This window comes from Filomicrobium sp., assembly GCF_025698805.1.
GTDB classification, from domain to species: domain Bacteria; phylum Pseudomonadota; class Alphaproteobacteria; order Rhizobiales; family Hyphomicrobiaceae; genus Filomicrobium; species Filomicrobium insigne.
In genome coordinates, this window is sequence record NZ_JAILWT010000002.1 from 66,777 (window position 1) to 92,195 (window position 25,419).

Below are 25,419 nucleotides of genomic sequence, written 5' to 3' on the forward strand. Positions count from 1 at the left end.
GCCTGTCTTGGCGCGCCTCATGTTATTCCGGCCCCGACATCGCCGGACCGCAGATCAATAGGGTTGCACAGACGACAGCCGGGACACGGTGCGCCTGCGCGCCTTGATTACTCCACCACTTTCGGAACGACGAAATAATCGTCCTCACTGAGCGGCGCATTAGCAACGATCTCATCGGCTTTTTCGCCATCCGTTACGACGTCCGAACGCTTCTTCAACGATATCGGCACAACGCGGGTCATCGGCTCGACGCCATCCGTATTGACCTCGGAAAGCTGCTCGACCCAGTCGAGAATCCCGCTGAGCTCGGCTTCGAGACCCTTGGCCTCTTCGGCCGTAATCTTGATGCGCGCGAGCCGCGCGATGCGTCGCACAGTCGCCTCGTCGACTTGCATCATCCCTCACTTCTGCTAACCGAAAGACCGTAAGAATTGCGTTTGAATAGCCGCGAAGACAGTTCCACGCAACTGCGTCCCGACGCACCAATACAGCACTGGCAGCCCCACTGGTGAATTGAGGCCCTTAGGAACCCGTTCCCCTCAACTTCGAAAGGAGCGGCATAAATACGTCAGAACTGTCGTCTGTCCAGGGCGCTAACCCCGCGCCTTTGGGGTCACGAGCCCCAGGGAGAGTACGAAAGGTATCCAGCCGATATTGGTTCTTAGCGAAAACCGCAACCGTCGAATTCGTCTGATCATACGTGCCGTTTGCATCAAAATCTTCGATGATAAGAGCTTTGAGCTCCGGCACCCTGGCCATCGTCGCGGCAATCACCCCCTCAAGATCAAGATAACGGTTCGAAATATGAAGCAAGGCAACGCCATCGGGCGCGATCTTGTCTGCATAAAGTTTTAACGCCTCGGCCGTCATCAGATGCACCGGGACCGCGTCCGACGTGAACGCGTCAATGATTAGCAGGTCGAAATAAGCGGCATTCTCCCGCGAAAGTGTCAATCGGGCATCCCCGAGCACAAAATCAGGCTGCGGCTGACAATTCCCGATGTAGGTGAAATAGCCTGAGTAAGCGGCGATCTTGACCATCAACGGATCGATTTCGAAGAACCGCCAACGTTCCCCTGGCTTGGACAGACACGCGAGAGACCCTGCGCCGAGCCCTACAACGCCATAACGCCCGCGTCGCACCTGCTGAAACAGCGTTGTCCGGACACTAGCGACAACACGCGCCATCGGGCTTTCAGGATAATAATATGTCCCGGGCACCGTGACGTCGATCTTAGGCTCATCAGCTTTCTGCAGACGCTGCGCCCCGTGCAGCGTCGTTCCGTGCGTCAGGACGTTGTGACCGCCATCGGTCGATTGCGACACCCGGTAAACGCCAAAGTAACTGCGTTGCGCATTCCCGCTCATCACACCGGAAGGCAATAAGGAGACGGCCGCCCATATTACGAGAGCGCTCGCCAGTTGAGCCAACGGCATCCGCCAAGTCGCGACCACAACCACCACAAATATGGCAACGATAAGCGGCGTAAGCCCCCACCCCCAAGCCGGAACCCCGAACTGGTTCAAGAGCGGCCCCCAGAAAATCGCGGCGGCCCCAGCCGTCACAATGAGAAGTGCGAGCGCCAGATCGTTGCGCGAGAACCGCCACCCGACAAACACAGGCCGACACGCAACAGAAAGCGCCAGCAACAGCGGATACTCGAAAACCTCGGAAAAGATCGTCGGGGCGATGAGGGCTGCAAACAATCCTCCGAGCGCGCCACCCAGAGACATCAGAAGATAGAACTCGGTCAGAAAGCGCGTTGCAGGCCGGCTTTCATAAAGCGCGCGATGCGCCATCAGCCCGGTCATCACAAACGCCGCAAAACCGAACGAACTGGAGACGAACCAGTTGTCGTGCTCGCTCTGGGACAATTGAAGCAGCGCGAGAACCACGGCCGCCAAATGCAGCACGGCTATTCCGCGGACCACAGTTGCGGGCAATCTGCGAAAAACAACGACAAAAGTGAGCAGGTAAAGTGCCAGCGGCACCACCCACAACAAAGGAGCCGAAGCAATGTCGGTCGACAGATGCGTCGTAAACGCAGTTAGCAGCCCGGCGGGAACGAAGGCGAGTGCGATCCATCCAAACCGTTGCCGCCATGTCGGTCGCCCAAGCACATCCCCAAAGTCATCGTTTGCGATGCCAACAGGCGGAACAATCACTGTGGTTTTGAACCACCCCGCCGATGCCATACAGCCGAGGAGCAAAAATCCTAGAAGACCAAAACCAATCGACCAATAAACGCTAAGCGCACTGACACCCGCGACCGGTTCAAACAAAAACGGGTACCCCATCAGCGCAAGAAAGCTGCCGAAGTTCGACGCCGCATAAAGAAAATAAGGGTCTGCGCTTCGCGCATGACCTGTGCCGGCAAACCAAGCCTGGAGCAGCGGTGCGTTCGCGGCAACAGTTAGAAACGGAACGCCTATTGCAACAGCATAAAGTCCCAACTGCCAAAGATAGGGCCAATCCAGCGGCGGCTCCTGCCAGCTTTCCGGCACAGCAATCGGCAAAAAGAATACAGCAACAACCAAGACGCCAACATGCACGAAACTACCCGTACGCAACGGGAAGAGCCGGGTGAGAAGGTGAGCGTACGCGTAGCCCGCAAGCAATGCAGACTGGAAAAACACCAGAGCAACGGCCCAGACGGACGGTGAACCGCCGAGGATCGGCAGCACCATCTTCGTGAACATTGGCTGGATCAGGAACAGAAGAAACGCTGACACGAAGGATGTCAGCGTAAAGAGCACGAGCAGGCTCCTCCCCCCGGCCTCATCTCGCGTTGGCGTGACCGTGGGTTCAATTCTGTTCATACGCAATGAAACACCTTGCCAAACGTACGTAGGGGGATAGTTCGGTTCATCCACTCAGCGTTTGCAACGCTGAGCCATCCCCTCACACGTCCATGACTTCACCAACCTTGGGAACGACGACTTCTTCCTTGTCCATTTCGTCAACGAACGCGTCAGCCGTCTGGTCGATGATGGGGAACGTCCCGTAATGGCAAGGCACGACGAGATCAAAATCGAAGAAGCGCTTACACGCCATAGACGCCGTTCTGGCACCCATCGTGAAACGATCGCCGATCGGAACCAAGCCGACTTCTGGTTCATAGATATCGTCGAGCAGCTCCATGTCAGAAAAGATGTCGGTATCACCCATGTGAAGAATGACGGGGTCTTCAGGCGGCGTGATAACAAAACCGTTCGCCGAACCCAGCGGGAAATTCACGTCCAGCTCAACAAGCCCGGCGGAGTGATCCGCGCGCACAAGGCTGGCCTTGAAGTCTCCAAGATCAATCGTCCCGCCGGTATTCATAGGCTCGAACTTGTCGAGACCCTGCTTGGTGAGCCACATGCACAAATCATAATTCGTAACAACAGTCGCGCCCGTCGCCTTCGCAATGGCCACCGTATCGCCGACGTGATCGCCGTGCCCGTGTGTCACCAAGATATGCGTGACACCATCCTGCACTGCGTCCTGCGAAATGCCGCTCGCTTCAAAAGTCGCGTTCCCGGTTAGGAACGGGTCCAGAAGGATAACGCTGGACCCGGTTTCGACGCGGAAACAGGAGTGGCCGTACCAGATGATCTTCATGGTGGTCCCTTATATGATTTGTCCGCACGCGTGCGACACGTAAGCCTTATGCGCGACGAGGAGTGAAATAAAGCCCCGCTCTGCGGCGCGCCGGAGTATAGCCACCTGCCACAACACAACAATGGGCGAACCAAACACAATGCCGGATCCTGTTGAGATGCCCGCAACTTCCCCTGATCGGGGAGCAACGCTTGATGACCCGGATCGTTTCAAGGCCCTGTTGCCCGCGGCCGCCCGACTTATCGGGATTGACGCCGGTACCAAAACGCTGGGATTGGCGCTGTCTGATCTGACGCGCATGATCGCTTCGCCCCTCGAAACCATCCGTCGAACCAAATTCAAACAGGATGCTGCCCGGCTACTCGCGCTCATAAACGAGCACAAAGTCGCCGGACTGGTCCTGGGCCTGCCAGCGAACCTCGACGGAAGCGAAGGCCCGAGGGCCCAATCGACACGGCAGTTAGCGAAAAACCTGAATGCTCTATCACCCCTACCCATCCTGCTATGGGATGAGCGGCTCACGACTGCAGCGGCAGAACGCATGCTGATCGGAGCCGACACAAGCCGTAAACGCCGTGCTGAGGTCATCGATAAGCTGGCAGCAACACTTATTCTCCAAGGCGCCCTCGACCGCATGCGTTAAGCCGCCTGACTTTCGGGCTCAGCCGGGAAAAACTGCTCACCTTTTGTTCAAGACGGACAATACCACCGTTCCGCCTCTCACAAGTCGCATCGCCGCCAAAATACGTGCGGAAACTCTTCATGCCGACATGGAAATCAGACAACTGCACCGCCATGTTGTTATGATAGCCTTGCAACCTCCGGCACGAAGAAGTCGATGGGACAAAGCTCCAAGGTTTCACCTGGCACTCCTCCCCAGGAGCGCCGCCCAAAGGTTAGCCTCTCGAAGCAGGACGAGCGGCTCATCTGTCGCTTTGAACTATCCGCGCGACGCGAACTTCGTCGCCTCATCCGTACATCACCGCGCTTTACCGAGTTGGCCGAAGTTTTTCCCGGTGCGGCATATGTGTTAGCCACCCGCCAAGGTGAAAAAGATCAGCGACGGAAAGCCGCCAAGCTCGTGCGGGATGGCGCCAAACTAAAGACGATCGCCCACACGCTAGAACTTCCTCTATGGCTTCGCCGCCTCCCTCCATCAGCCTTTAATGGCCCACTGCCGCCGCTTCCTGACAGCGAAACCTTTGCCCGCCGAGTAGCGGCACGCTTGCCTGCCGAAAGCGCGGATGCGACCTTCTGGCTAGCGAGTGTTGCCTTCGCCGCGGCAGCGGTTCACGAGGATTTTGCGCTCTGGCTGGTCGAGCAATCTATCTGCTCGCAAGACGCTAAGCCCGAACGCCTCTTCGCCGTTCTCGCCGCATATGCATGGTATTCTGGCGCGCTGCTGACACCCGCCCACGATTTGATCGTCGTGCCTTGGCGGCCCGAAATTGCGTTTGATACTGCTCTTTGCGCCGCCAAGAGTTGGCTGAACCGGCTTCGTCTCGTCATGCAGCTTGAGCCGGGAACGATTGCCGATAGCTGGCTCCGGCCGGGCGAAGCGATGGGCCTAACCTTTGTCCCCCTCATCGAACAATCTGAGATCCTGGAGGAAGCCCAAGCGATGCAGAACTGCGCTGATCAATATGCCGATCGGTTGGCGCGGGAAAAATGTCGCTTATTCTCCATCCGCCGAGGAGCGTCTCGCCTTGCGACCCTGGAAATCGGCCCACATCCGCGCGAAACCGGTGTCCTGGCCATCACGCAGCTGAAGGCGCGGCACAATATGCCGGCTTCCGTCGAAATCTGGCAGGCAGCCCACGCGTGGCTGGCAACTCAGCCGGGCCTAAAACGGTTGCCACCCATGGTCGCACCAGAACGCGCACTCAATTCCAAAGTCTGGACTGATCTGATGGAGCCTTACAGACAGCGGAAAAACGGCGCTGACTGGCTACCGTCCATACCGACGCAAGTGGCCTTCGCACGGCTGGATTCCGACATGACGGACCTCGCTCGTCGCGCAGGTGTAACATCTTGGTTATTCACATAAACTGTGTGTTACTGGGGAACACAACGACAACTTTCAAGCTCATGACGAAGATTTGTTGTCGCAGCCACTTTAATTTCCGAGGCATACGGCCAATTTATGCTGATCGGACGGGCGCATGCAGCCTAACCAATGGTTAGCTCTCAGCATCGCGAACAAGAGCGATCCGCGCACCGAAAGAAGGGTTGGAGCCATTGGCATCGAGCAACCCTGGTAGAGAACCCAAGATCTCTTAATCGGAACTTTGGCACATGAAAGCACGCACCAATATCGAAGGTGGCAACTCTTCGGCACTTCATCTCCTGCATCGCGCGGGCCAATGCGCCGACGAGTTATTCGCTCTGAACATCGGCGAAAGCGAACTTACGCCTCGCCAGTTCGAAGTCCTACGCGCTGTGGCATCCCACGCGGAGCCAAGCCAGACGGTACTTGTCGAACATACGGGTATCGATCGTTCGACACTGGCTGACATCGTTAGACGGCTCGTCGCACGCGGCCTGCTTGTGCGGAAACGCACCCGCCACGATGCACGGATGTACGCCGTTCGCCTCACTCCTGCTGGCGAAAATGCCCTGAAGAACGCGCAGCCAGCCGTTCATTCGACGAACGATGCGATCCTGCAGGCACTCCCCAATGCTGAGCGCAAGGAGTTCTTGAACGCGCTCAACAGGATCATCGAGCTGGTGAGCGGAGCAACACACCCTCGACCGGCGAAATAAATACGCCTCGTGGCTGCAGACGACTTATCGCCCTCGCAACACTTTGGCGTTCCTGCGGGAACGCCTTAGCTGGTGGGGGATGCGCGTCGCAGGATAGCTGCCGTATCAGCCCAATCCAGCTCCTGCCCATAGGTCTGGCGTGTCACGCTGCCCATGCGCGTTGCAATAAATCCATCAGAAACGGCCGCCGGTGTATGGGCCCGCAGAATGGTGCCGGCGGCGAGCACCGCGAGTCCTTCAACAAGGCTGCGCGCACGCAAATCCAATCGCCGCGGTTCGCAAAGGATCGCAGCAATACGAGCGTGAGCAGCCTCAAGGTACGCGTCATCCCCGACCGCCTTACCCAACTCCTCCATGACAATTTCAGCAGCCTCAGGCTCCCGCTGCAGAATGTGGAGAACTTCGAGTGCAAGTTCGTTTCCGGTCCCTTCCCAAAGAGAAAGAGCCACCACATCCCGGTAGATGCGCGCCAACGGCAATTCCTCGACGTAGGCGTTACCTCCAACGCATTCGATCGTTTCGGCAAGAATGGCGGGGGCTATTTTACAGACCCAATATTTGGTCACCGGCGTCATAAGCCGCCGCCAGGCAGCCGCTCGCGAATCCTCCGCACGGTCAAATGAGCGCGCCAACCGAAGTGCCAGTGCCAGCGCGGCTTCGACATCGAGAGCCAGATCAGCAAGCACCTGGCTCATCAACGGATGCTCGATCAGAAGCTTGCCCGAAACAACGCGATTTTCAGCATGATGAATGGCCTGAGCGAGAGCGCGGCGCATAGCGCCCGCAGACACAACCGAGAGATCAAGACGCAACTGCATTTGCGTCTCCGAAAGCACTGTTTCCCCCTCACCTTCCTCGCCTATCAGCCACCCATCACTTTCGATGAGCTCCACTTCAGCGCAGGCTGACGCGCGAACACCAAGCGTGTCCTTGAGCCGCTGCAGATGGATGCCATTGGCTTCCCCATCATCTCGAAAACGTGGAACCAGGAAACAACTCAATCCTCCTGGGGCCTGGGCCAGCATCAGGAAGGCGTCGGACATCGGAGCCGACAAGAACCATTTATGGCCGTTGAGGATATAGCGACGCCCATCAGGCTCTCCCGCCGGCTCCGCACGCGTTACCGTTGCCGAACGATCGGCTCCGGCATTTTTCTCCTGATTGCTGACGCCAATCAGAACGGCGCGCTTATCCACCAAGGCGGCAGCGCGCGCGTCGTACCCGTGGGAAACAAGCTTTGATAGCCATGGCGCCAATTCTGGCTGCATGGCTATCGTTGGCGCCGCTGCATGGGTCATGCAGAGGGGCAGGCAATGGCCCACATTCACTTGGCTAGCAAGGTAAAGCCCTGCCGCACGCGCCACCTGCCGCCCCTGAGCAGAAGCGGTATCACCCCCCTCTGCCCAAACCTCGCATTGGAGCCGCTCGCCGCAGCTCATCTCCAGCAGCTCATGATACGCGGGATGATGCTCGACCCGGTCGATCCGACGACCCTGAGCGTCAAAGATGCGCAGCCTCGGCGGATAATCTTCCGCCGTGCGTGCACGCTCCATCACGTCAGCACTGCCGCACACAAGACCGAATGCCACAAGGGACTTTTGCGCGTGGCCGCCACCCTCGCGGGTAAGCGCCTCCTGCAACGCAGCATCGCTTGAAAACAGATTGATATCCTCAAAGGGAGGCACTAAGCCGCCCCCCTCAACGCTCACCGGAGATTTTGTCATGGAACCCACAGTCTCGCGTGATTCGTCTTGAGCTTCTTGCCTATTTGTGTCAACGCGACGGGAACTTGAGCCAAACCGGTGAGATTGACCACAGCCAATTGACCATACTGGCAAGACGCCAGTTGCCGAGGCGTGGGACTCCACCTATTAGAACGACTTTGATGACCGATACCGCGCTCCAACAGTCTTTTGAATTTAAGCACCGCAATCTCCTCTCCTGTGAGGAGTTGTCGGCACCTGAAATAAATTTCCTGCTCGATCTGGCTGATGATGCCGCCGATCGCAACCGGAAGATTAATAAAAAGCGCGATGTCCTTAGCGGACGCACACTTATCAACCTCTTCTTTGAGGCCTCCACCCGCACGCAAGCGTCTTTCGAATTAGCCGCCAAGCGCCTGAGCGCGGACGTCATGAACATGACTGTCTCATCGTCCTCAGTGCAAAAGGGTGAGACGCTCATCGACACGGCGGTGACACTCAATGCCATGCGCCCCGACATCATTGTCGTGCGCCACCATGCTGCAGGCGCAGTCGAACTTCTATCACAAAAGGTAGACTGCTCGGTCATCAATGCTGGCGACGGCGCCCATCAGCATCCGACGCAAGCCCTCCTCGACGCCCTGACCATTCGCCGGGCCAAAGGACGCATAAGCGGACTGACCGTCGCGATTTGCGGAGATATCCTGCATTCGCGCGTCGCACGCTCCAACATCAACGTTCTGAATGCTCTTGGCGCCAACGTCCGCGTCATCGCGCCATCCACCTTGCTGCCGTCCGCACCAGAGCGGTTCGGTGCGGAAGTTTACACAGACATGTGGAAGGGCATCACGGACGCTGATGTCGTCATGATGTTGCGTCTGCAGATCGAACGCATGCAAGGCTCCCACATCCCTTCGACCCGCGAATTCTTCCACTTCTTCGGCCTCGATCAGGAAAAGCTCGCACGAGCCAAGCCCGACGCCCTTGTCATGCATCCTGGTCCGATGAACCGCGGTGTCGAGATTGCTTCAACGGTCGCCGACCACTCCCGAAGCGTCATCCGCGAACAAGTGGAGATGGGTGTCGCAGTACGCATGGCGGTTTTGGAAGCTTTGGCGCGCAACTTGCCGCAGGCCTGAGCCCATTTAAGAAGGCAGGCAGTGAAATGAGCCTGATCGCAATGAACACAAAGACTGAGCAGTCCAAAACATCCACCGGCAAGCGGCAGGTCTTTATCAACGCCCGTATCATCGACCCGGCATCGGGTCGCGACGAACCCGGTGGCCTACTCGTCGAAGGCACCACAATCGCCGATCTGGGGCCTCATCTGCGGCGCAACGCACCAGAAGGCGCTACCGTCATTGACTGTCAGGGCAACATCCTTTGCCCCGGCCTCATCGACTGCCAGGTTTTCACCGGAGAACCCGGAGCCGAACATCGCGAAACCCTCAAAACCGCAAGCCTCGCTGCGGCTGCCGGTGGCGTGACGACAATCGTCGTGATGCCGGACACTAGCCCGGTCATCGATCAGGTCGCACTTGTTGACTTTATTCAAAGGCGAGCGCGCGATAACGCCAAGGTACACGTTCACACCATGGCCGCGATGACCAGAGGTCTCGCCGGCACCGAAATGACTGAAATCGGCTTACTAAAGCGAGCTGGTGCCATCGCATTCACCAACGGCAAATCGACCATCGCGAATACCGCCGTGATGCGGAACGTCCTGAATTATTCGAAGGACTTTGGCGCTCTTATTGTCCACCACTGCGAAGACCCGCACCTATCAAATGATGGCGCGATGAACTCCGGCGAAGTTGCAGCACGGTTGGGCCTTCCAGGCGTATCCAGCGTAGCTGAGACAATCGTCATTGACCGCGATGTACGGCTCGTTGAGCTGACGGGCGGGCGCTACCACGCCGCCACGATCTCCTGCGAGGCGAGCCTCAACGTCATTCGCGCCGCCAAAACACGAAACCTGCCCGTGACCTGTGGCGTCTCCATCAACCATCTAACGCTCAACGAAAACGATATCGGCCCCTATCGAACGTTCTTTAAGGTGCGCCCACCGCTGCGTCGTGAGGAAGATCGCGTCGCCATGGTCCGCGGGATCAACAACGGTGACATCGATATCATCGTTTCAAGCCATGACCCGCAGGACGCGGACGTGAAGCGACGCCCGTTCGCCGAAGCCGCCGATGGCGCTGTCGGACTTGAGACGATGCTTCCGGCTGCACTGCGCTTATATCACTCGGGTGATCTGTCGCTGCTCACGCTCCTGCGCGCTATGACGATCAATCCCGCGAAGTTGCTGGGCATCGGAGCCGGACGTCTTCAGAAAGGCGCCGTCGCCGACCTCATCGTATTCGATCCATCCGAGCCATGGGTTGTAAATAAAGACGTGCTCAGATCACGCTCCAAAAACTCCCCCTTCGACGAAGCCCGCCTGCAGGGCCGTGTGCTGCGAACGATGGTTGCGGGCGAGACGGTCTATCAAGTACCTTAAAAGCCAAATACGATGTACGCGGCATTTTTTGCCGCGCCTGGCCCTGAATTAGTCACAACGGACCCACTCACATGGAAGCTGCCCTCCTTGGCGCAATCCTGTGCTGCCTTGCCCTTGGCTATGCGCTCGGGTCTATCCCGTTCGGCCTATTGCTCACGCGCGCCGCCGGCCTCGGTGATGTCCGCGCCATCGGCTCTGGAAACATCGGTGCGACCAACGTTCTCCGCACCGGCAACAAGGGCCTCGCCGCGGCAACGCTAATCCTGGATGTACTCAAAGGCACCGCAGCAACCTTGCTCGGTGCCTACCTCCTTCCGGCTCTCGTGCCGGCCAGTCCGATAACCGGAGCCCTCGCAGCAGGGATCGGCGCGTTCCTCGGTCACCTCTTTCCGGTCTGGCTTGGTTTCAAGGGCGGCAAGGGCGTCGCAACCTATATCGGTATTCTTGCAGGCATAGCGTGGAAGGCCGCCCTAGGCTTTTGCGCGTTATGGCTCATCGTCGCATTCGTTACGCGCTACTCATCGCTGTCCGCTCTGATCGCCGCGTGCGGAGCACCGTTGTTGATCTGGTGGCTTCTCGGCCCCATTCCTGCAATCGTATTCGCAGGCCTTTCAGCGTTGCTTATCGGAATGCATCACGCAAATATCCGTCGTCTGCTCGCGGGGGAGGAGCATAAGATCGGTGCCAGCAACAAAGCCCGATAGCAAGGCGGACCTTTTCACCGCCGCACCGTTGCCGGTCGCGCCGCTCGATGATCAGCAACGTCTCGCCTGCTTGCGCCTGATCCGTTCGGAGAACGTCGGCCCCGTTACGTTTCGCGAACTCATAAATCGCTATGGCGGCGCCACTCAGGCGTTGGACGCACTTCCCGAATTAGGCCGCCGAGGCGGCCGAGGTCGCGCAATTCGCCTCTGCGACAGCGCGACGGCCCAGCGTGAATTGGAACAGGCCCAAAAGGCAGGAGCCACCCCGATCTTTACGATCGAACCAGGCTACCCCCGCAATCTCGCCGCGCTCGATGTCCCGCCACCGCTCATTTACGTGAAGGGTCGAACGTCTCTCTTGCAGGAACCGTCCGTTGCCGTCGTTGGCCCGCGCCAAGCCTCGGCAGCCGGACGCAAGCTGGCACGCCTATTCGCAGCCGCACTCGGCGAAGCTGGTCTCGTCGTCGTATCCGGATTGGCACGCGGCATCGACGGCGTAGCGCACGAGACGGCACTCCCCACGGGCACCATCGCTGTCCTGGCCGGTGGCGTCGACAAGATCTATCCCCCTGAACACGACGAGCTTTACGCGCGGATCAGTGACACAGGCTGCATCGTGTCGGAGATGCCCTGCGGCTTCACACCGCGCGGCAGCGACTTCCCGCGCCGCAACCGGATCATCTCCGGCATGTCACTGGGCGTCCTTGTCGTCGAGGCCGCAAAACGATCTGGCACGCTACATACGGCACGCCGGGCCGCCGAACAGGGAAGAGAAGTATTTGCCATTCCCGGCCATCCGCTTGACCCGCGCGCCGAAGGCACCAACTACCTCTTGAAGGAAGGGGCAACTCTCGTAACCGAGCCGGCCGACATCATTTCCGCCCTTAAACCCCTCACGGCACAAGGCGATCGCACCTTTCGAGAGGTCGCCCCCGACACCACGACGCTCGAAGCGTTTGCTCCTGAACCACTACCCGAAATCGCAGAAAGCGATCGGGACCGTGTTCTTGCCGTACTGGGGCCCCACCCGGTCGAACTAGACGAAATCGCCCGCGCCACCCATCTATCGATACGCGCTATTCGAGCCATTCTGATTGAACTGGATCTGGCCGGTCGTATCGAACGACATGGGGCAGCACTGGTATCACGGATCAATGACTAAACATTCGCTGTGCATAAGGGGCACGCCAGCAGTAACGAAAGCGCAGCCCTCGTCGTGACCGTCTGCGCGTCCCGCGAGGAACCAAAGGTTCAACCACGGCGTGCAGCCTGACGCGAGTGACGCAATCTCTCTGCCAGCTCCCGGTGCCCTTCGCGCATAGCCATCTCTTCAAGAGCCAACAGAAGGTCCGCCATATATTCCAGGTAATACGGCGCGCTCGGCGTCCGTCTTCCAGTTTCCTGACCCGCAAATCTCTTATTATGAATTCGCAATCTACGTCTTGGCACCATACGGCCCCACATAAATTCCCTCAAAAATTGCACAAATAATACATCATGTAATCTTAGGTTGCAACAAGGGCAAGCGGACGGTGTTTGACACAACCAGTCTGATCCACCATGTTCCCGCCGCCTGTGCGATGAGCCGCGCAATGGTCACCGGCCCAATTGGTAGCAGTGCCAGGCGCTATTCTTGATTGCAGAAGACGCCTTAGAATTATACGCGCACCGTTATTCTCGCGTATTTCCAGCCCGGAACGGGAAACCCGAAAGTCGCCTATGAACGTCGTCATCGTCGAATCCGCCGCCAAGGCGAAGACCATCAACAAGTACCTTGGGCCCAAGTTCAAGGTAATCGCCTCGTTTGGCCACGTGCGCGACCTGCCCTCGAAAGATGGATCTGTCGACCCCGACGCTGACTTTGCGATGAACTGGGATATCGTCGACCCCAAGTCCAACAAGATCCTCAAAGAAATTACAGACGCCGTTAAGGGTGCCGACAAGCTGATCCTCGCAACCGACCCTGATCGCGAAGGCGAAGCGATCTCGTGGCACATCCTGCAAGTTCTCGAAAAGCGCCGCGCCTTGAAAAAGGACATGCATGTCGAGCGCGTGGCGTTCAACGCGGTCACGAAACAAGCCATCCAGCAAGCACTCGCGCAGCCGCGACAGATCGACGAGCCGCTTGTCTCAGCTTACCTCGCCCGCCGCGCCCTCGACTACCTGGTCGGCTTTACACTGTCTCCCGTGTTGTGGCGAAAACTCCCGGGCGCTCGCTCCGCCGGACGCGTTCAGTCCGTAGCATTGCGCCTGGTCTGCAACCGGGAAGCCGAGATCGAAGCCTTTCGCAGCGACGAATATTGGACGATTGAAGCTGATCTTCTGACCGGCAAAAAGGAAGAATTCAGCGCACGTCTTGCGGCGATAAGCGGTACGACCCTTAAGAAACTCGACATCAAAGAAGAAGCGCAAGCTACAGCCATCAAGGCGGCCATCGAAGGTGGTCGCTTCAAGGTCGTATCCGTAGAAAAGAAGGCCACTCGCCGGAACCCCTACGCGCCCTTCACAACCTCAACACTGCAGATGGATGCGTCGCGTAAGCTCGGCTTTTCCGCCAAGCAAACAATGCAAATCGCGCAGCGCCTCTATGAAGGGGTCGATCTTGGCGAAGCTGGCCCCGTCGGCCTCATTACTTATATGCGAACCGATGGCGTCCAGATCGTCCCCGAAGCCGTCGCAACCATCCGGCGCGAAGTCGAGGGTGATTTCGGCAAGCGTTATCTCCCCCCATTTATTCGTGAATATAAATCCAAAGCGAAGAACGCCCAGGAAGCTCACGAAGCAATCCGTCCCACGGATGTCTCCCGCAAACCTGCGCGGGTCTCCCGCTATTTGGATAAGGACCAGGCACGCCTTTACGATCTTATCTGGAAGCGCGCCGTTGCCAGTCAGATGGCTTCAGCAGAACTGGAACAGACGGCCGCCCAGATCGAAGTAGCTGGCCGCGACGGCAAAACCTACACGCTTCGCGCCACGGGTTCTGTGATCGTCTTCGACGGCTTCCTCAAGCTCTATGAGGAAGGTCGGGACGAACGCCAGCATGCGACCAAGGGCAAAGATGATACGAGTGAGGAAGACGATACGGCCCGCTTGCCGGCTCTTGCCGAAGGCGATCCGCTGACCGACCGCAAGATCGACGCCAATCAGCACTTCACTCAGCCGCCACCGCGCTTCACCGAAGCAACGCTCGTCAAGCGCATGGAAGAACTCGGCATCGGCCGCCCCTCGACCTATGCCTCGACCCTCGCCGTCCTGCAGGAACGCGACTACGTCACCACGGACAAGAAACGCCTCATCCCGCAAGACAAGGGCCGTCTCGTCACCGCGTTTCTTGAGAGCTTCTTCAAGCGTTACGTCGAGTATGATTTCACGGCCGACCTGGAAGAGAAGCTCGATCTCATTTCCGACGACAAGCTCGAATGGAAAGACGTCTTGCGCGATTTCTGGAAGGATTTTACTGGCGCCGTCAACGACATCAAGGACCTGCGCGTCTCCGAAGTCCTCGATGCGCTGAACGAAATTCTCGGCCCCCACGTGTTCCCGCCTCGTGAGGACGGCAGCGACCCACGTCAGTGTCCTGCGTGCGGCACTGGCCAATTGAGTCTCAAGATCTCCGGCAAGTATGGTGCCTTCATCGGTTGCGGCAACTATCCGGAATGCCGTTACACGCGGCAGCTGTCCCAGACAGACGATGGCGCTGGAGAAATGGCTCTGCCAGACGGCAAAGTCCTCGGTTTCGATCCGGAATCCGGTGACTCGATTTCTTTGCGCACGGGCCGTTTCGGACCCTACCTCCAGCTTGGCGAAGGCGCGGACGGTGAGAAACCCAAGCGGTCCAGCATCCCCAAAGGGGTCGACGCCGGCTCGATCGACCTTGAGCGTGCGATCCAGCTTCTATCTTTGCCACGTGAAGTTGGGCTCCATCCGGAAACCGGCAACCCGATTACGGCTGGGCTCGGACGCTATGGGCCGTTCGTGCTGCACGATGGAACCTACGCAAACCTGGAATCTATGGAGGACGTATTCTCCATCGGGCTCAACCGCGCCGTAACTTTGATCGCCGAAAAGCTTGCGGGAGGCGGAAAGGGTCGCTTCCAGCGCGCAAAACCTGCAGTCCTGAAAGAGCTCGGCGAACACCCGAGCGAAGGCGGCAAGGTCGAAGTGCTGTCGGGTCGCTACGGCCCTTACGTCAGCCACAACAAAATCAACGCCACCTTGCCCAAGGGCAAAGAACCTGAAAGCATTACGCTTGAAGAGGCTGTAACCCTACTAGCGGAAAAAGCCGCCAAGGGAGGCAAAGCCAAAAAGCCTGCCAAAGCGAAAGCCGCAAAGAAAACGGCAGACGCCCCGAAGAAAGCCGCAGCCAAAAAGCCCGCCGTCACGAAGAAACCAGCAACCGCAGCAAAGACCAAAGCCGCTGCGAAAAAGTCGAAGGCGCCGGCTAAAGCCAAATCTAAGAAAGCCGCGTCGACGGCAAGCGGCGACGCCTGAGCACTTGAGGAAACTGGGTGGCGCGCAAATCGCAGAAGTCTGACAAGAAGGCCTCACGCGGCAAGCCCGTGCGCCGTGGCTCCACCTTACCCGCGGGCCAGCTCCCCACGCGCGAAGAGATTTTGAAGTTCATCTCGGAAGCGCCTCAGAAAGTCGGCAAGCGCGAGATTTCGCGCGCCTTCGGGGTAAAGGGCGGCGCGCGTATTGAACTAAAACGGCTGCTTGAAGAAATGGCTCAGGAGGGGCTCATCTCAGGCAATCGTAAGGAACTCCGTCGTAAAGGCGGCCTGCCCCCCGTCACTGTTCTGGAAGTGACCGGTCGTGACGACGCCGGCGATCTCATCGCCCGTCCCACCGTCTGGAACGACGAAGACGGCCCGCGCCCCGATGTCTTGATCCTCACGCATGTCGAACGGGACAAGCAAACCGCCACGGAGCTTTCGATCGGCGACCGCGTCTTGGCGCGCATCAACCAATTGGAAGAAGAAGACGTCGAAGGCTTCCGCTTCGAGGCCGTGCCTCTCAAGCGACTGGCCCGTGAAAAGCGACGATTGCTCGGCATTTTCCGAACCACCCATCGCGGCGGCACCATCCAACCGATCGACCGCAAAGCATTGCGCGAATGGCCGGTACAGCAGAGTGACATCGGAGACGCGTCCGATGGCGACCTGGTCCGGTTCGATCTCATCCGCAAAAACCGCTTTGCCAATCCTCAGGCCACAGTTCTTGAGAGCCTCGGCAATCCCGATGACCAACGACAGATCAGCTTGATCGCGGTTCACGCTCACGGATTGCCCGATGACTTTCCTGAAGGCGTACTGACGGAAGCGGAAGACCTCGCGCCTCCCGATCTCAACGGCCGCGTCGACCTGACGGACATTCCTCTGCTGACGATCGATCCGCCAGACGCGCGTGATCACGATGATGCCGTCCACGCGGTTCCGGATACCGATCCAAAGAATCCAGATGGATTCGTCGTCACCGTCGCTATCGCGGACGTGGCCCACTACATCCGTCCCGGCTCAAAACTCGATCGCGAAGCTCTCCTGCGCGGCAATTCGGTCTACTTCCCGGACCGCGTCGTACCGATGCTTCCGGAAAAAATCTCAAACGATCTATGCTCATTGCGCGAAGGCGAGGACCGTCCCTGTCTCGCCATACGCATGGTCTTCGACGCTCGTGGCGAAAAGAAAAGCCACACATTCATGCGTGCCATGATGCGGTCGGCAGCCAAGCTCTCATACCAGGAAGCTCAAGCGGCAATCGACGGCAAGCCTAGCGAAAAATGCGAGCCGTTGATGGAGACGGCGTTGAGACCCTTATGGGCAGCCTATGCCAAACTCTCAGCCGCAAGAGACCGCCGTGGTCCGCTCGAACTCGATTTGCCGGAACGAAAAATCCTCCTCGACCAACAGGGGCGAGTTGATCGCGTTGTTATACCGGAACGCCTGACCGCACACCGCCTCATCGAAGAGTTCATGATCCAGGCAAACGTAGCCGCGGCCCAAGCGCTGGAAGAAAAGCGCTCGCCCGTCGTCTACCGAATTCACGAACCACCCTCAAAGGAGAAACTCAAAGCGCTGCGCGATTTCCTCAACAGCCTCGATCTGAAGTTGCCGCCTGAATCAGGATTAAAGCCGGCAGCTTTCAATCGCATCCTTGAAAGCGCCAAAGAGCTTCCGGTCCCGGATCTCGTGAACGAAGTCATTCTGAGGTCCCAGTCTCAAGCTGAATACAATCCGCTCAATGCTGGACACTTTGGCCTGAATCTGGCGCGCTACGCACACTTCACGTCACCCATCCGCCGCTATGCGGACCTTCTCGTACACCGCGCGCTGATCACCGCATATCGGTTAGGGGCCGGCGGTTTCCCGGACGAAGAGCCCACCAAACTCGCGGCGATAGCGAAACAGATATCCGAGGCAGAGCGCCGCGCAATGGCCGCCGAGCGCGAAACGATCGACCGATTGATCGCAGCTCATCTCGCCGACCGCATCGGCGCGACATTTCAAGCGCGCATCTCGGGTGTCACCCGATCCGGCCTGTTCGTGCGCTTGCGCGATACCGGAGCCGACGGCTTCGTTCCAGCGTCCAGCCTCGATGGAGAGTTCTTCCACCACGTCGAGGAAGTTCACGCGATGATAGGCCAGAGGTCGGGCCGCTCCTATAGCCTCGGCGATAATGTCGAAGTGAAGCTCGTCGAAGCGATTCCATCCGCCGGCGCATTACGCTTTGATATGATTTCCGAACCCAAAGAAACCCGTATTCGCCTCCCGAAGGGGTTCAAAGTTCGCCGCCAGCCGGGTCGCAACCGCCGATCACCCCGCCCGCGACGCTAAACACCACCTGGAAGCCCTTGTACCAGCCGCGTTAGCGTCCAAATGCGCATTGACCGGGCGGCTCTTCCTTGCCTACCCTATCGCAAAGAAATCAACCTGCCGCACTAGGCTAGCCATGAGAGCAATGCCCAAATGACCGTGCACATCGCATCTAACGACATCGCACCGCTCCCAGAACGATCGGTCGTCCAGGCCATGCGCCGCGGTTTCTCGCAGGCATGCCCCGCCTGCGGCACGGGACGACAGTTCAAAAGCTATCTAAAAGTCGTGGATCAGTGCGACGCGTGTGGTGAGGAACTACACCATCAACGGGCGGATGATGCCCCGCCTTACTTCACGATGATCATCGTGGGCCACATCATAGGTGCCGCGGTGTTGATGGTTGAAGATCTCTATGCTCCGCCCGTCTGGGTGCATACAGTTCTCTGGGGCCCGTTGATCCTCGGAATGAGCCTATGGATGCTTCCGCGTATCAAGGGTGCTCTTATTGGCCTGCAATGGGCCTTCCGTATGCACGGCTTTGGTGGCACATCAGATGAGCCAGAGCCCGATCCAGCCGATGCAGTACACGCGCGTCAAAGCGTAGAGTGACATCGAATCCGTCTACAGTTCGCGTCAGTAGATACCCTGTCGGTTAAACCACGACCGGCCGTCAGGCTCTACACTGTAGGTGGCCGACGAGAACGCTCCGGCGCCAATCGGCGCCCCGGGGAACGCGCACCATGACGAATCCGTCAATCAATAACCCTGCACCGAGCAGTATGAGGCCCCGGGACGCGGCCACATTGATTGTCGTCGACCATACTGCTTCCCAGCCCCGCATTCTGATGGGGCGGCGTCACCCCAATCAGATCTTTCTGCCCGACAAATATGTTTTTCCCGGTGGTCGCAGCGAAATAGCGGATCGCGCCATCCCCAGCGCAAGCGAACTGCACGAACGTGAGATCGCCAAGCTGCTCTACGACATGAAAGGCAACCCGAGCCCTCACAGAGCACGCGCCCTGGCGATGGCAGCTCTGCGGGAAACCTATGAAGAAACGGGACTCCTAATCGGAACCAATGAAACGTCCACTGAAGACATTGCGCTCCCCTCAACGGCAGATCCCATATGGCAAGCATTCTTCGCCGAAGGTGTTCAGCCAAGCTTATCGGCATTAACCTTTCTAGCCCGAGCGATTACGCCTCCCGGACGTCCCCGGCGTTACGACACTCGTTTTTTCTGGGTTGACGCCGCTCGCATCGCCAAACAGTCCAGCCCGAAAGATGACGAATTGCGAGACCTCGGCTGGTTCACATTTGATGAACTCAGACAGCTCGACATACCCAACATAACCCGCGCCGTAGTCGAGGACCTCGCGGAACACCTAAGCGAAAACAACGACGCACGTGCGAATTGGGCGGTCCCCTACTACTACTTCAAATCCGGAACATTCGAGCGCATCCTCGTGCGCGGATCATCTTGATCCCGTCCAACAGACTACACGCCACCTTGACAGCACGTAACGCCCGAGTATGGTGCCGGGCTCATTCCAACACTCGCGAACCGCTTGGCAGACGCAGCCCGGCGTCGACGCGCCCAAGCATCAGGCTCCCCGATTATGGCAAAACCCGTCGTTCAAAAAATTAAGCTTCTGTCGACCGCGGGAACCGGCTTCTTCTACGTAACCAAGAAGAACCCGCGTAACCTCACCGAAAAAATGGTCTTCAAGAAGTATGACCCCGTCGTGCGTAAGCATGTCGAGTTCAGAGAAACAAAGATCAAGTAAGCGTCGTTTGAGCCGGTAACTCAAACGTGAGCTGAAACCCTGCCCTAGCGCCGAACAGACCTTACCCTAGCGCTAAGAAGTCGTTTCCAGCGAGTAGATTTAGGATTAGGCTGGACGCCCGGTCTGCAAAGATCGGTTGAGAGCACCGGTCGTCACTGGCTACCAAAAAGCGATTTGTTAGGGGCTGAAGCCCGATATCAAATCGGCTGGGATCAGCGAGAGACGGTAGGAGCCAGGGTCCGCGACTGCTCGGCAGCGGGGTAAGATCCCGAGTTGATCACGAACCCTGGCCTGCTAACCAAGCTGGCGCCAAAGAGGGCGTCGGCACCTGCTTGGTATCGTAGTCGCCGGCCGCGGCCAACGAGGAGGCCACTCCAGCCGTGACGACGACCACTTTTCCCTCGCGTCACGGGAGATGCGGCGGCCCCGATACCGCGAGAGCTCAAATCACCGCTCGATATCGAGGCAGATGTTCAGACATCCCCACTTCGATGTTCAAAAAACGGTGAAAAAATATTGCTTCCCTAAGTCCCACGGCAATCTGACAGAACATTGTATACATTGCAAGTTAATGCTTGACAGTGGCCGTGTGCAGCTCCCCCTATCTGGCCAACCAATTCCGTCGGCATTTGGGCGACATCGGAAAATCCACCACGCAAAAATTCATCTGTCATCTGCCAAAACTTGGCAGAAACTATCTAGCACCGTTCCTAACGACATTATTGGAGATAGGAGAAAAGGGTTAAGCCGCTGTAGATGCTATACGATTTCGGCCCCGGCGCTTGGCGGCATACAAGGCGTTATCGGCCCGTTTCAGAATACTTTCCGGAGTATCATTTTCCCCTTCCAGGGTCGCAATTCCGACGCTGGAGGTAACCCGAATTCGCGTCCCCTGCGGCGTTTGAAAGGCTTCAGAGGCGATTCGCGTACGTATACGCTCCCCGATCTGATAAGCGCCGGAAAGGGGAGTATCTGGCATAATAAGTAGAAATTCTTCCCCACCCATCCGGCAAGCGAGGTCCGCGCCTCGCGTATTACGCCGTAGTCGCTCAGCGACGCTTTTCAGAACGAAATCGCCAACGTCATGCCCATAGGTGTCGTTTACGGCCTTGAAGTGATCGATATCGGTAATGAGAACCGAAAGTTCACGTCCCGTCCGCACGGCATCACACACCAGCGTAGCGAGATGGATTTCCATATAGCGCCGGTTATGCAATCCGGTCAGACCATCGGTGACAGCGAGCTCAAAGCTCTCCTCAATCTGGTCGCGCAAAAAATCACTATGCCGCTTGCGCTTAATTTGCGTCATCACGCGCGCAAGCAGCTCATGCTCTTCAACTGGGCGCATCAGATAATCATTGACGCCCATATCGAGCCCACGAAGTAGCCTGGCGTCACCACCATCTTCCAGTAGAATAATTATGGGCACGTGCCGTGTGCGCTCGAATGAACGAAGCTGCGAACAAAGCCGCAACCCATCCGAACCTTGCAGGCTAAGACTGACCACCACGACGTCGAAGTCTTCGGCCCCAAGCCGAAGCAAAGCCGATTGCGGAAAGCGCTCCGTGGTGACCTCATGCAGTGGTTGCAGCGCCTCTGTCATGCGATGCCCCGAGCGCTCATGATCCTCCACCAAGAGGATACGGCCGCCGTCGTTTGAAAGAACACGCTGAAGGGCGGCGTGCTCAGTTGCGCCAAGCCGTCGCCCCGTCGTAACGCGCATCATCATTTCATCGTTGAGGGTCTTAAGCCGTGCTAGGTTCTTGACACGGGTAATCAGCGCGATGTCATCGACTGGCTTGGTCAGAAAATCATCCGCGCCACACTCAAGCCCGATCAATCGGTCTGACGGCTGGTCAAGAGCCGTTACCATGACAACCGGAATATGATGCGTCTTGGGATCAGTTTTAAGACGGCGACAAACCTCGAACCCATCGAGACCTGGCATCATGACGTCGAGCAATATGACGTCGATCCGCTCACGCTCGCACAAGTCTAGGGCCTCTTGGCCGCTCGTCGCCGTGAGCACTTCAAAATACTCGGCACTTAGCCGCGCTTCGAGCAGCTTAACATTGGTAGCGATGTCATCTACGACCAGGACACGAGCTGTCATTGCGATATCCGCCTAGCGGCCGAACGCACGCACCGGCCCCATCAAGCGGCTCCGGCAAATTGGCGCACAGTATCGAGAAAACTCATCACGGAAATCGGCTTCGAAATATAAGCCTCACATCCTCCCGAACGAATCCGCTCTTCATCCCCCTTCATCGCAAACGCAGTAACGGCGACAACGGGAATGGAGTTGAGTTGCTCATCATCCTTGAGCCACCGCGTAACCTCAAGGCCGGACACTTCCGGGAGCTGAATGTCCATCAAAATCAAATCTGGCCGATGCTCGCGCGCCAACGCTAACGCATCGAGGCCGTTGCGCGTTTGAATCGTCAAATAGCCATGCGCATCAAGCAAATCGTGGAAGAGCTTCATATTCAGCTCATTGTCTTCCACGATAAGTACTTTCTTCGCCATTGGGAGCCCCTTCTGAGTCCGTTGGTCGCCCTCGACGTACATCAGCGTTTCCTGATAAGCCATAACCCAATGTTTGGCGAATGAGCCCCGTTTTGCACCGATTCGACGGAGCTGATCGGCTGGTCAGAGTGCCCCACCAGCAGTAACCAACAGTTTAAGAGAGCTAGCGCTCCATAAAATGAGTTAAGGCAAGGTAACCCGCCATGGCGAAATCCCCTCAACCACCCTCGCATGAGGAAGCTGAGACCTTAGCAATCAACGCCTTACGCTTCTTGGCTGACGATCCCACACGCCTCGGCCGGTTTCTGGCGCTCACTGGCCTCGGCCCGGCCGACCTGAAAGCAACCGCCGGGCAACCTCATTTGCTTGCCGCAGTTTTAGACCATCTGATGCGTGACGAATCGCTCTTATTGGTCTTTGCCGCTGACAACCGCATCCCCCCTGAACGCATCGCTGAAGCCCATCGCCATCTCGCCGACCACTGAAAGGCGCGAGGCCATGCCGCCCGTTGCCCCAGCCCAGAACATGCGGATTGGAATCGATCTTGGCGGCACCAAGATCGAAGGGCTGCTATTGGATTGCAAGGGTGTGGAGCTAGCCCGCCGACGCATTGCGGCCCCCAACCATAACTATCAGGCAACATTAGATACTGTAGCGGATCTCGTAGACCTGTTGCGCTCCAACGTCACGCAGGCGACCGAAACCGTTACCGTTGGCGTCGGAATGCCCGGGTCAATCTCGCCAACCACGGACGTTGTCCAGAATGCAAATTCGACATGGCTCAATGGGCAGCCCTTCCACAAAGATCTCGCCGCAACTCTGGATCTGCCGCTCCGAACAGCGAATGACGCCAATTGCTTCGCCCTTTCCGAGGCGATTGACGGAGCAGCCACGAATGCAGCGTGCGTATTCGGCGTCATCCTGGGCACTGGGGTCGGCGGTGGGTTGATCCACCGCGGCTCGATCCTCGACGGCCCACGCGCCACCGGCGGTGAATGGGGACACAATCCCCTCCCCTGGCCCAACGCCAGCGAGTATCCCGGACCTGAATGCTGGTGCGGCCGTCGCGGTTGTCTGGAAACTTGGGCTTCCGGACCAGGCATGGCTGCCGATCATCAACGCGTAACGGGCGAAAGTTTAACGGCTAAAGAAATCGCAACGCGCGCCGGCGTCGGTGAACTGGCGGCGACCGCGACGTTAGAGCGTCACGCGTCACGGCTCGCGCGCGGCCTTGCCCACGTCGCAAACATTATCGACCCTGATGTCGTCGTCTTAGGCGGCGGCCTATCCCAAATGAAGCACCTATACGACGTTCTACCTAACCTGATAGCAGGACATCTCTTCGCCGATACCACCACCATCGAGATCCGGCCGCCGAAATGGGGCGACGCGAGCGGAGCCCGCGGCGCAGCATGGCTATGGGATTTAGAAAAAGAGAAGAACCGCTAACGTCAACGCCCCTTTTGGCCCTCGCACTTCGTCTTCTCGAGCAACGTCACGTCCGTGAGCGCACCCTCTACAGCGAAATCACCGTAGTCGATAAACAATTTTGTCGAGATTCCATTGTCGTACAGTCGAAACGACAGCTCATAGCTCGGCACCGAATCCTGCTGCGTTTCCTGCGGGTCGAAATAACTGATCGCCATAGGCCATACCGGACGACCTTTGAGGTCGACCTTAGCTTGAACTCCTAAAGGCACCCCTTCGAGGCGCTCGGCCGTCGCAACCTCATGGCCAATGAAAGCATTGGTGAGATAAACTTTCTCGCCCTTCTCCGAACCATCATAGAGTTCGGCCATCAATACATCTTCCCCACGTTTTGCTGCCGCAATGAGGGCCAGAGAATGCTGCATGGGAAACATCACGTCGCCGCTGATCTCAAGGCCCTTGTGCCCCGGCTTCGTCAATTGAACCTTAACCGTGTCACCTGACTTCCCACGGTCCGCATTCCCCTGCGTCGTTTCCTCAAGGTGATCGTTCCGGTACTGGCTCGTGGTGAAGCGTAGCTTCTTGCCTTCCGCCTGCTCCCAGCTCGACGTTCTAAGATCGTTGATCTGCGCTTCCCCGTCACGGCCGGTTATCCGCGTAACGAAACGCATTTTCTGCGTGTAACCGGCGCAATCACTTCCGACCAGTTCGTAAACCATTCGCCCCGACATCTCGCTGATACCGGACCCCGGCGACGCACGCGCAAGCGAAATGTCATAAACGGCGCGATGCGGCACGAACTGCACAGCACCCGCGACCGCCGCAATCGGCATAGAACCGGAAAATGCAAAGGTGAGGACGCCAATCATCAGACCCGAATATCGGAGCGCTGCCATCCATCCTCCTGACAAGTGGAGCCAAACCAGTCTCTAGCCCCCACATGACACTACTCACGCTTTCCACGCTTGCAAAGAGCCCCTCGCCGTAACCTTATTGTCCGTGTTACAGAAATTCCGAAATTTCATAGAACCCGGATCGGTGGCAGGAACTTGTCGCCGAAAGGTAGATTTACGTTTTGAAAGGATCAGCAGCTATGAGCGATGATGTTAAATCCCGCCTCAAGGCAAAGGGTCTCACCCTCCCGTCCGCTCCTGCAGCCGTCGCCAATTACGTCCCTTATTGTGTGGTCGGCGACTTGTTGTACATCTCAGGGCAGATTTCCAAAGCCGCAGACGGGTCGCTCATCGCAGGCAAACTTGGCGCTGATCTCACCGTTGAACAGGGTATGGAAGCCGCGGCTGCTTGCGCTCTCAATATTCTGGCGCAAACCAATGCCGCAGTTCGCGACCTAAACCGTATTGCTCAACTCGTACGGATCACCGGTTACGTCAACGCAACACCGGATTTCACTGACCACCCACGCGTCGTAAATGGTGCCTCGGACCTTTTTGTGGAATTGCTCGGCGATGCCGGCCGCCACACGCGCGCCGCCGTAGGTGTCTCCAGCCTGCCGGCAAACTGCGCTGTCGAAATCGACGCAATTGTTCGCATCAAGGACTGATACACGGACAAATTGGATCTGTATCGGTGTC

At 57.9% G+C, this 25,419-nt stretch carries 22 protein-coding genes; 15 read left to right on the plus strand and 7 right to left on the minus strand.

The window, feature by feature from the left end; all coding sequences use genetic code 11:
* Window positions 1-107: 107 nt before the first annotated feature.
* The 3 genes from gatC to K5845_RS04060 form a co-directional block, all read right to left on the minus strand.
* Window positions 108-395 carry an Asp-tRNA(Asn)/Glu-tRNA(Gln) amidotransferase subunit GatC gene (gene gatC / locus K5845_RS04050; protein WP_287958710.1) on the minus strand — a complete coding sequence of 96 codons (288 nt, stop codon included), beginning with the start codon at window positions 393-395 and terminating at the stop codon, window positions 108-110.
* A 127-nt stretch (window positions 396-522) separates the two neighbouring features.
* Complete coding sequence (locus tag K5845_RS04055; protein ID WP_287958447.1) at window positions 523-2,820, minus strand: spermidine synthase; 2,298 nt, start codon at window positions 2,818-2,820, stop codon at window positions 523-525.
* 82 nt (window positions 2,821-2,902) lie between these two features.
* Complete coding sequence (locus K5845_RS04060; protein WP_046475944.1) at window positions 2,903-3,604, minus strand: metal-dependent hydrolase; 702 nt, start codon at window positions 3,602-3,604, stop codon at window positions 2,903-2,905.
* Between the two features lie 157 nt (window positions 3,605-3,761).
* Here K5845_RS04060 and ruvX point away from each other — a divergent pair, with 157 nt between their 5' ends.
* From ruvX to K5845_RS04075, 3 genes are all read left to right on the plus strand, one after another.
* Complete coding sequence (ruvX, locus tag K5845_RS04065) at window positions 3,762-4,247, plus strand: Holliday junction resolvase RuvX (RefSeq protein WP_287958448.1); 486 nt, start codon at window positions 3,762-3,764, stop codon at window positions 4,245-4,247.
* 195 nt (window positions 4,248-4,442) lie between these two features.
* Window positions 4,443-5,651 carry a PcfJ domain-containing protein gene (locus K5845_RS04070; RefSeq protein WP_046475940.1) on the plus strand — a complete coding sequence of 403 codons (1,209 nt, stop codon included), beginning with the start codon at window positions 4,443-4,445 and terminating at the stop codon, window positions 5,649-5,651.
* Between the two features lie 248 nt (window positions 5,652-5,899).
* Window positions 5,900-6,367 carry a MarR family winged helix-turn-helix transcriptional regulator gene (locus K5845_RS04075; protein WP_046475935.1) on the plus strand — a complete coding sequence of 156 codons (468 nt, stop codon included), beginning with the start codon at window positions 5,900-5,902 and terminating at the stop codon, window positions 6,365-6,367.
* A gap of 65 nt (window positions 6,368-6,432) precedes the next feature.
* Here the strand turns inward: K5845_RS04075 and K5845_RS04080 are convergent, their stop codons facing one another.
* Window positions 6,433-8,091 carry an acyl-CoA dehydrogenase family protein gene (locus K5845_RS04080; protein ID WP_287958449.1) on the minus strand — a complete coding sequence of 553 codons (1,659 nt, stop codon included), beginning with the start codon at window positions 8,089-8,091 and terminating at the stop codon, window positions 6,433-6,435.
* A 161-nt stretch (window positions 8,092-8,252) separates the two neighbouring features.
* On the opposite strand from K5845_RS04080, the gene K5845_RS04085 reads away from it, so the two are divergent.
* From K5845_RS04085 to rpmG, 9 genes are all read left to right on the plus strand, one after another.
* A complete protein-coding gene (locus K5845_RS04085; RefSeq protein WP_046475926.1) occupies window positions 8,253-9,209 on the plus strand; it encodes an aspartate carbamoyltransferase catalytic subunit in 957 nt (318 codons plus the stop codon).
* 41 nt (window positions 9,210-9,250) lie between these two features.
* The gene (locus tag K5845_RS04090) at window positions 9,251-10,573 is read left to right on the plus strand and encodes a dihydroorotase (protein ID WP_046479803.1); all 1,323 of its coding nucleotides are present in this window, start codon (window positions 9,251-9,253) and stop codon (window positions 10,571-10,573) included.
* 71 nt (window positions 10,574-10,644) lie between these two features.
* The gene (plsY, locus tag K5845_RS04095) at window positions 10,645-11,277 is read left to right on the plus strand and encodes a glycerol-3-phosphate 1-O-acyltransferase PlsY (RefSeq protein WP_046475923.1); all 633 of its coding nucleotides are present in this window, start codon (window positions 10,645-10,647) and stop codon (window positions 11,275-11,277) included.
* On the plus strand, window positions 11,255-12,439 hold the full coding sequence (dprA, locus tag K5845_RS04100; protein ID WP_197540872.1) for a DNA-processing protein DprA: 1,185 nt from the start codon (window positions 11,255-11,257) through the stop codon (window positions 12,437-12,439). The genes plsY and dprA overlap by 23 nt, the downstream gene beginning before the upstream one ends.
* Window positions 12,440-12,996: 557 nt before the next feature.
* Entirely contained in the window at window positions 12,997-15,768 is a 2,772-nt protein-coding gene (gene topA, locus K5845_RS04105) for a type I DNA topoisomerase (RefSeq protein WP_287958450.1), read from the plus strand.
* A gap of 17 nt (window positions 15,769-15,785) precedes the next feature.
* Complete coding sequence (gene rnr, locus K5845_RS04110; RefSeq protein WP_287958451.1) at window positions 15,786-18,107, plus strand: ribonuclease R; 2,322 nt, start codon at window positions 15,786-15,788, stop codon at window positions 18,105-18,107.
* A gap of 132 nt (window positions 18,108-18,239) precedes the next feature.
* On the plus strand, window positions 18,240-18,698 hold the full coding sequence (locus K5845_RS04115) for a DUF983 domain-containing protein (protein WP_046475917.1): 459 nt from the start codon (window positions 18,240-18,242) through the stop codon (window positions 18,696-18,698).
* A 131-nt stretch (window positions 18,699-18,829) separates the two neighbouring features.
* Entirely contained in the window at window positions 18,830-19,570 is a 741-nt protein-coding gene (locus K5845_RS04120) for an NUDIX hydrolase (RefSeq protein ID WP_287958452.1), read from the plus strand.
* A 135-nt stretch (window positions 19,571-19,705) separates the two neighbouring features.
* On the plus strand, window positions 19,706-19,873 hold the full coding sequence (rpmG, locus tag K5845_RS04125) for a 50S ribosomal protein L33 (protein ID WP_046475911.1): 168 nt from the start codon (window positions 19,706-19,708) through the stop codon (window positions 19,871-19,873).
* A 742-nt stretch (window positions 19,874-20,615) separates the two neighbouring features.
* Here rpmG and K5845_RS04130 read toward each other — a convergent pair.
* Complete coding sequence (locus K5845_RS04130; RefSeq protein WP_046475907.1) at window positions 20,616-21,986, minus strand: PleD family two-component system response regulator; 1,371 nt, start codon at window positions 21,984-21,986, stop codon at window positions 20,616-20,618.
* Between the two features lie 41 nt (window positions 21,987-22,027).
* Window positions 22,028-22,399 carry a response regulator gene (locus tag K5845_RS04135; RefSeq protein ID WP_046479800.1) on the minus strand — a complete coding sequence of 124 codons (372 nt, stop codon included), beginning with the start codon at window positions 22,397-22,399 and terminating at the stop codon, window positions 22,028-22,030.
* Window positions 22,400-22,602: 203 nt separating this feature from the next.
* Between K5845_RS04135 and K5845_RS04140 the strand changes: the two genes are divergently transcribed.
* Both K5845_RS04140 and K5845_RS04145 read left to right on the plus strand, forming a co-directional pair.
* The gene (locus tag K5845_RS04140; protein ID WP_046475903.1) at window positions 22,603-22,884 is read left to right on the plus strand and encodes a DUF3572 domain-containing protein; all 282 of its coding nucleotides are present in this window, start codon (window positions 22,603-22,605) and stop codon (window positions 22,882-22,884) included.
* A gap of 13 nt (window positions 22,885-22,897) precedes the next feature.
* A complete protein-coding gene (locus K5845_RS04145; RefSeq protein ID WP_287958453.1) occupies window positions 22,898-23,848 on the plus strand; it encodes an ROK family protein in 951 nt (316 codons plus the stop codon).
* 2 nt (window positions 23,849-23,850) lie between these two features.
* On the opposite strand, the gene K5845_RS04150 is transcribed toward K5845_RS04145, so the two are convergent.
* Window positions 23,851-24,723 carry a cell envelope integrity EipB family protein gene (locus K5845_RS04150; protein WP_052743603.1) on the minus strand — a complete coding sequence of 291 codons (873 nt, stop codon included), beginning with the start codon at window positions 24,721-24,723 and terminating at the stop codon, window positions 23,851-23,853.
* 197 nt (window positions 24,724-24,920) lie between these two features.
* Between K5845_RS04150 and K5845_RS04155 the strand changes: the two genes are divergently transcribed.
* Window positions 24,921-25,388, plus strand: a complete 468-nt coding sequence (locus tag K5845_RS04155) for a RidA family protein (RefSeq protein WP_287958454.1) — start codon at window positions 24,921-24,923, stop codon at window positions 25,386-25,388.
* Window positions 25,389-25,419 lie beyond the last annotated feature (31 nt).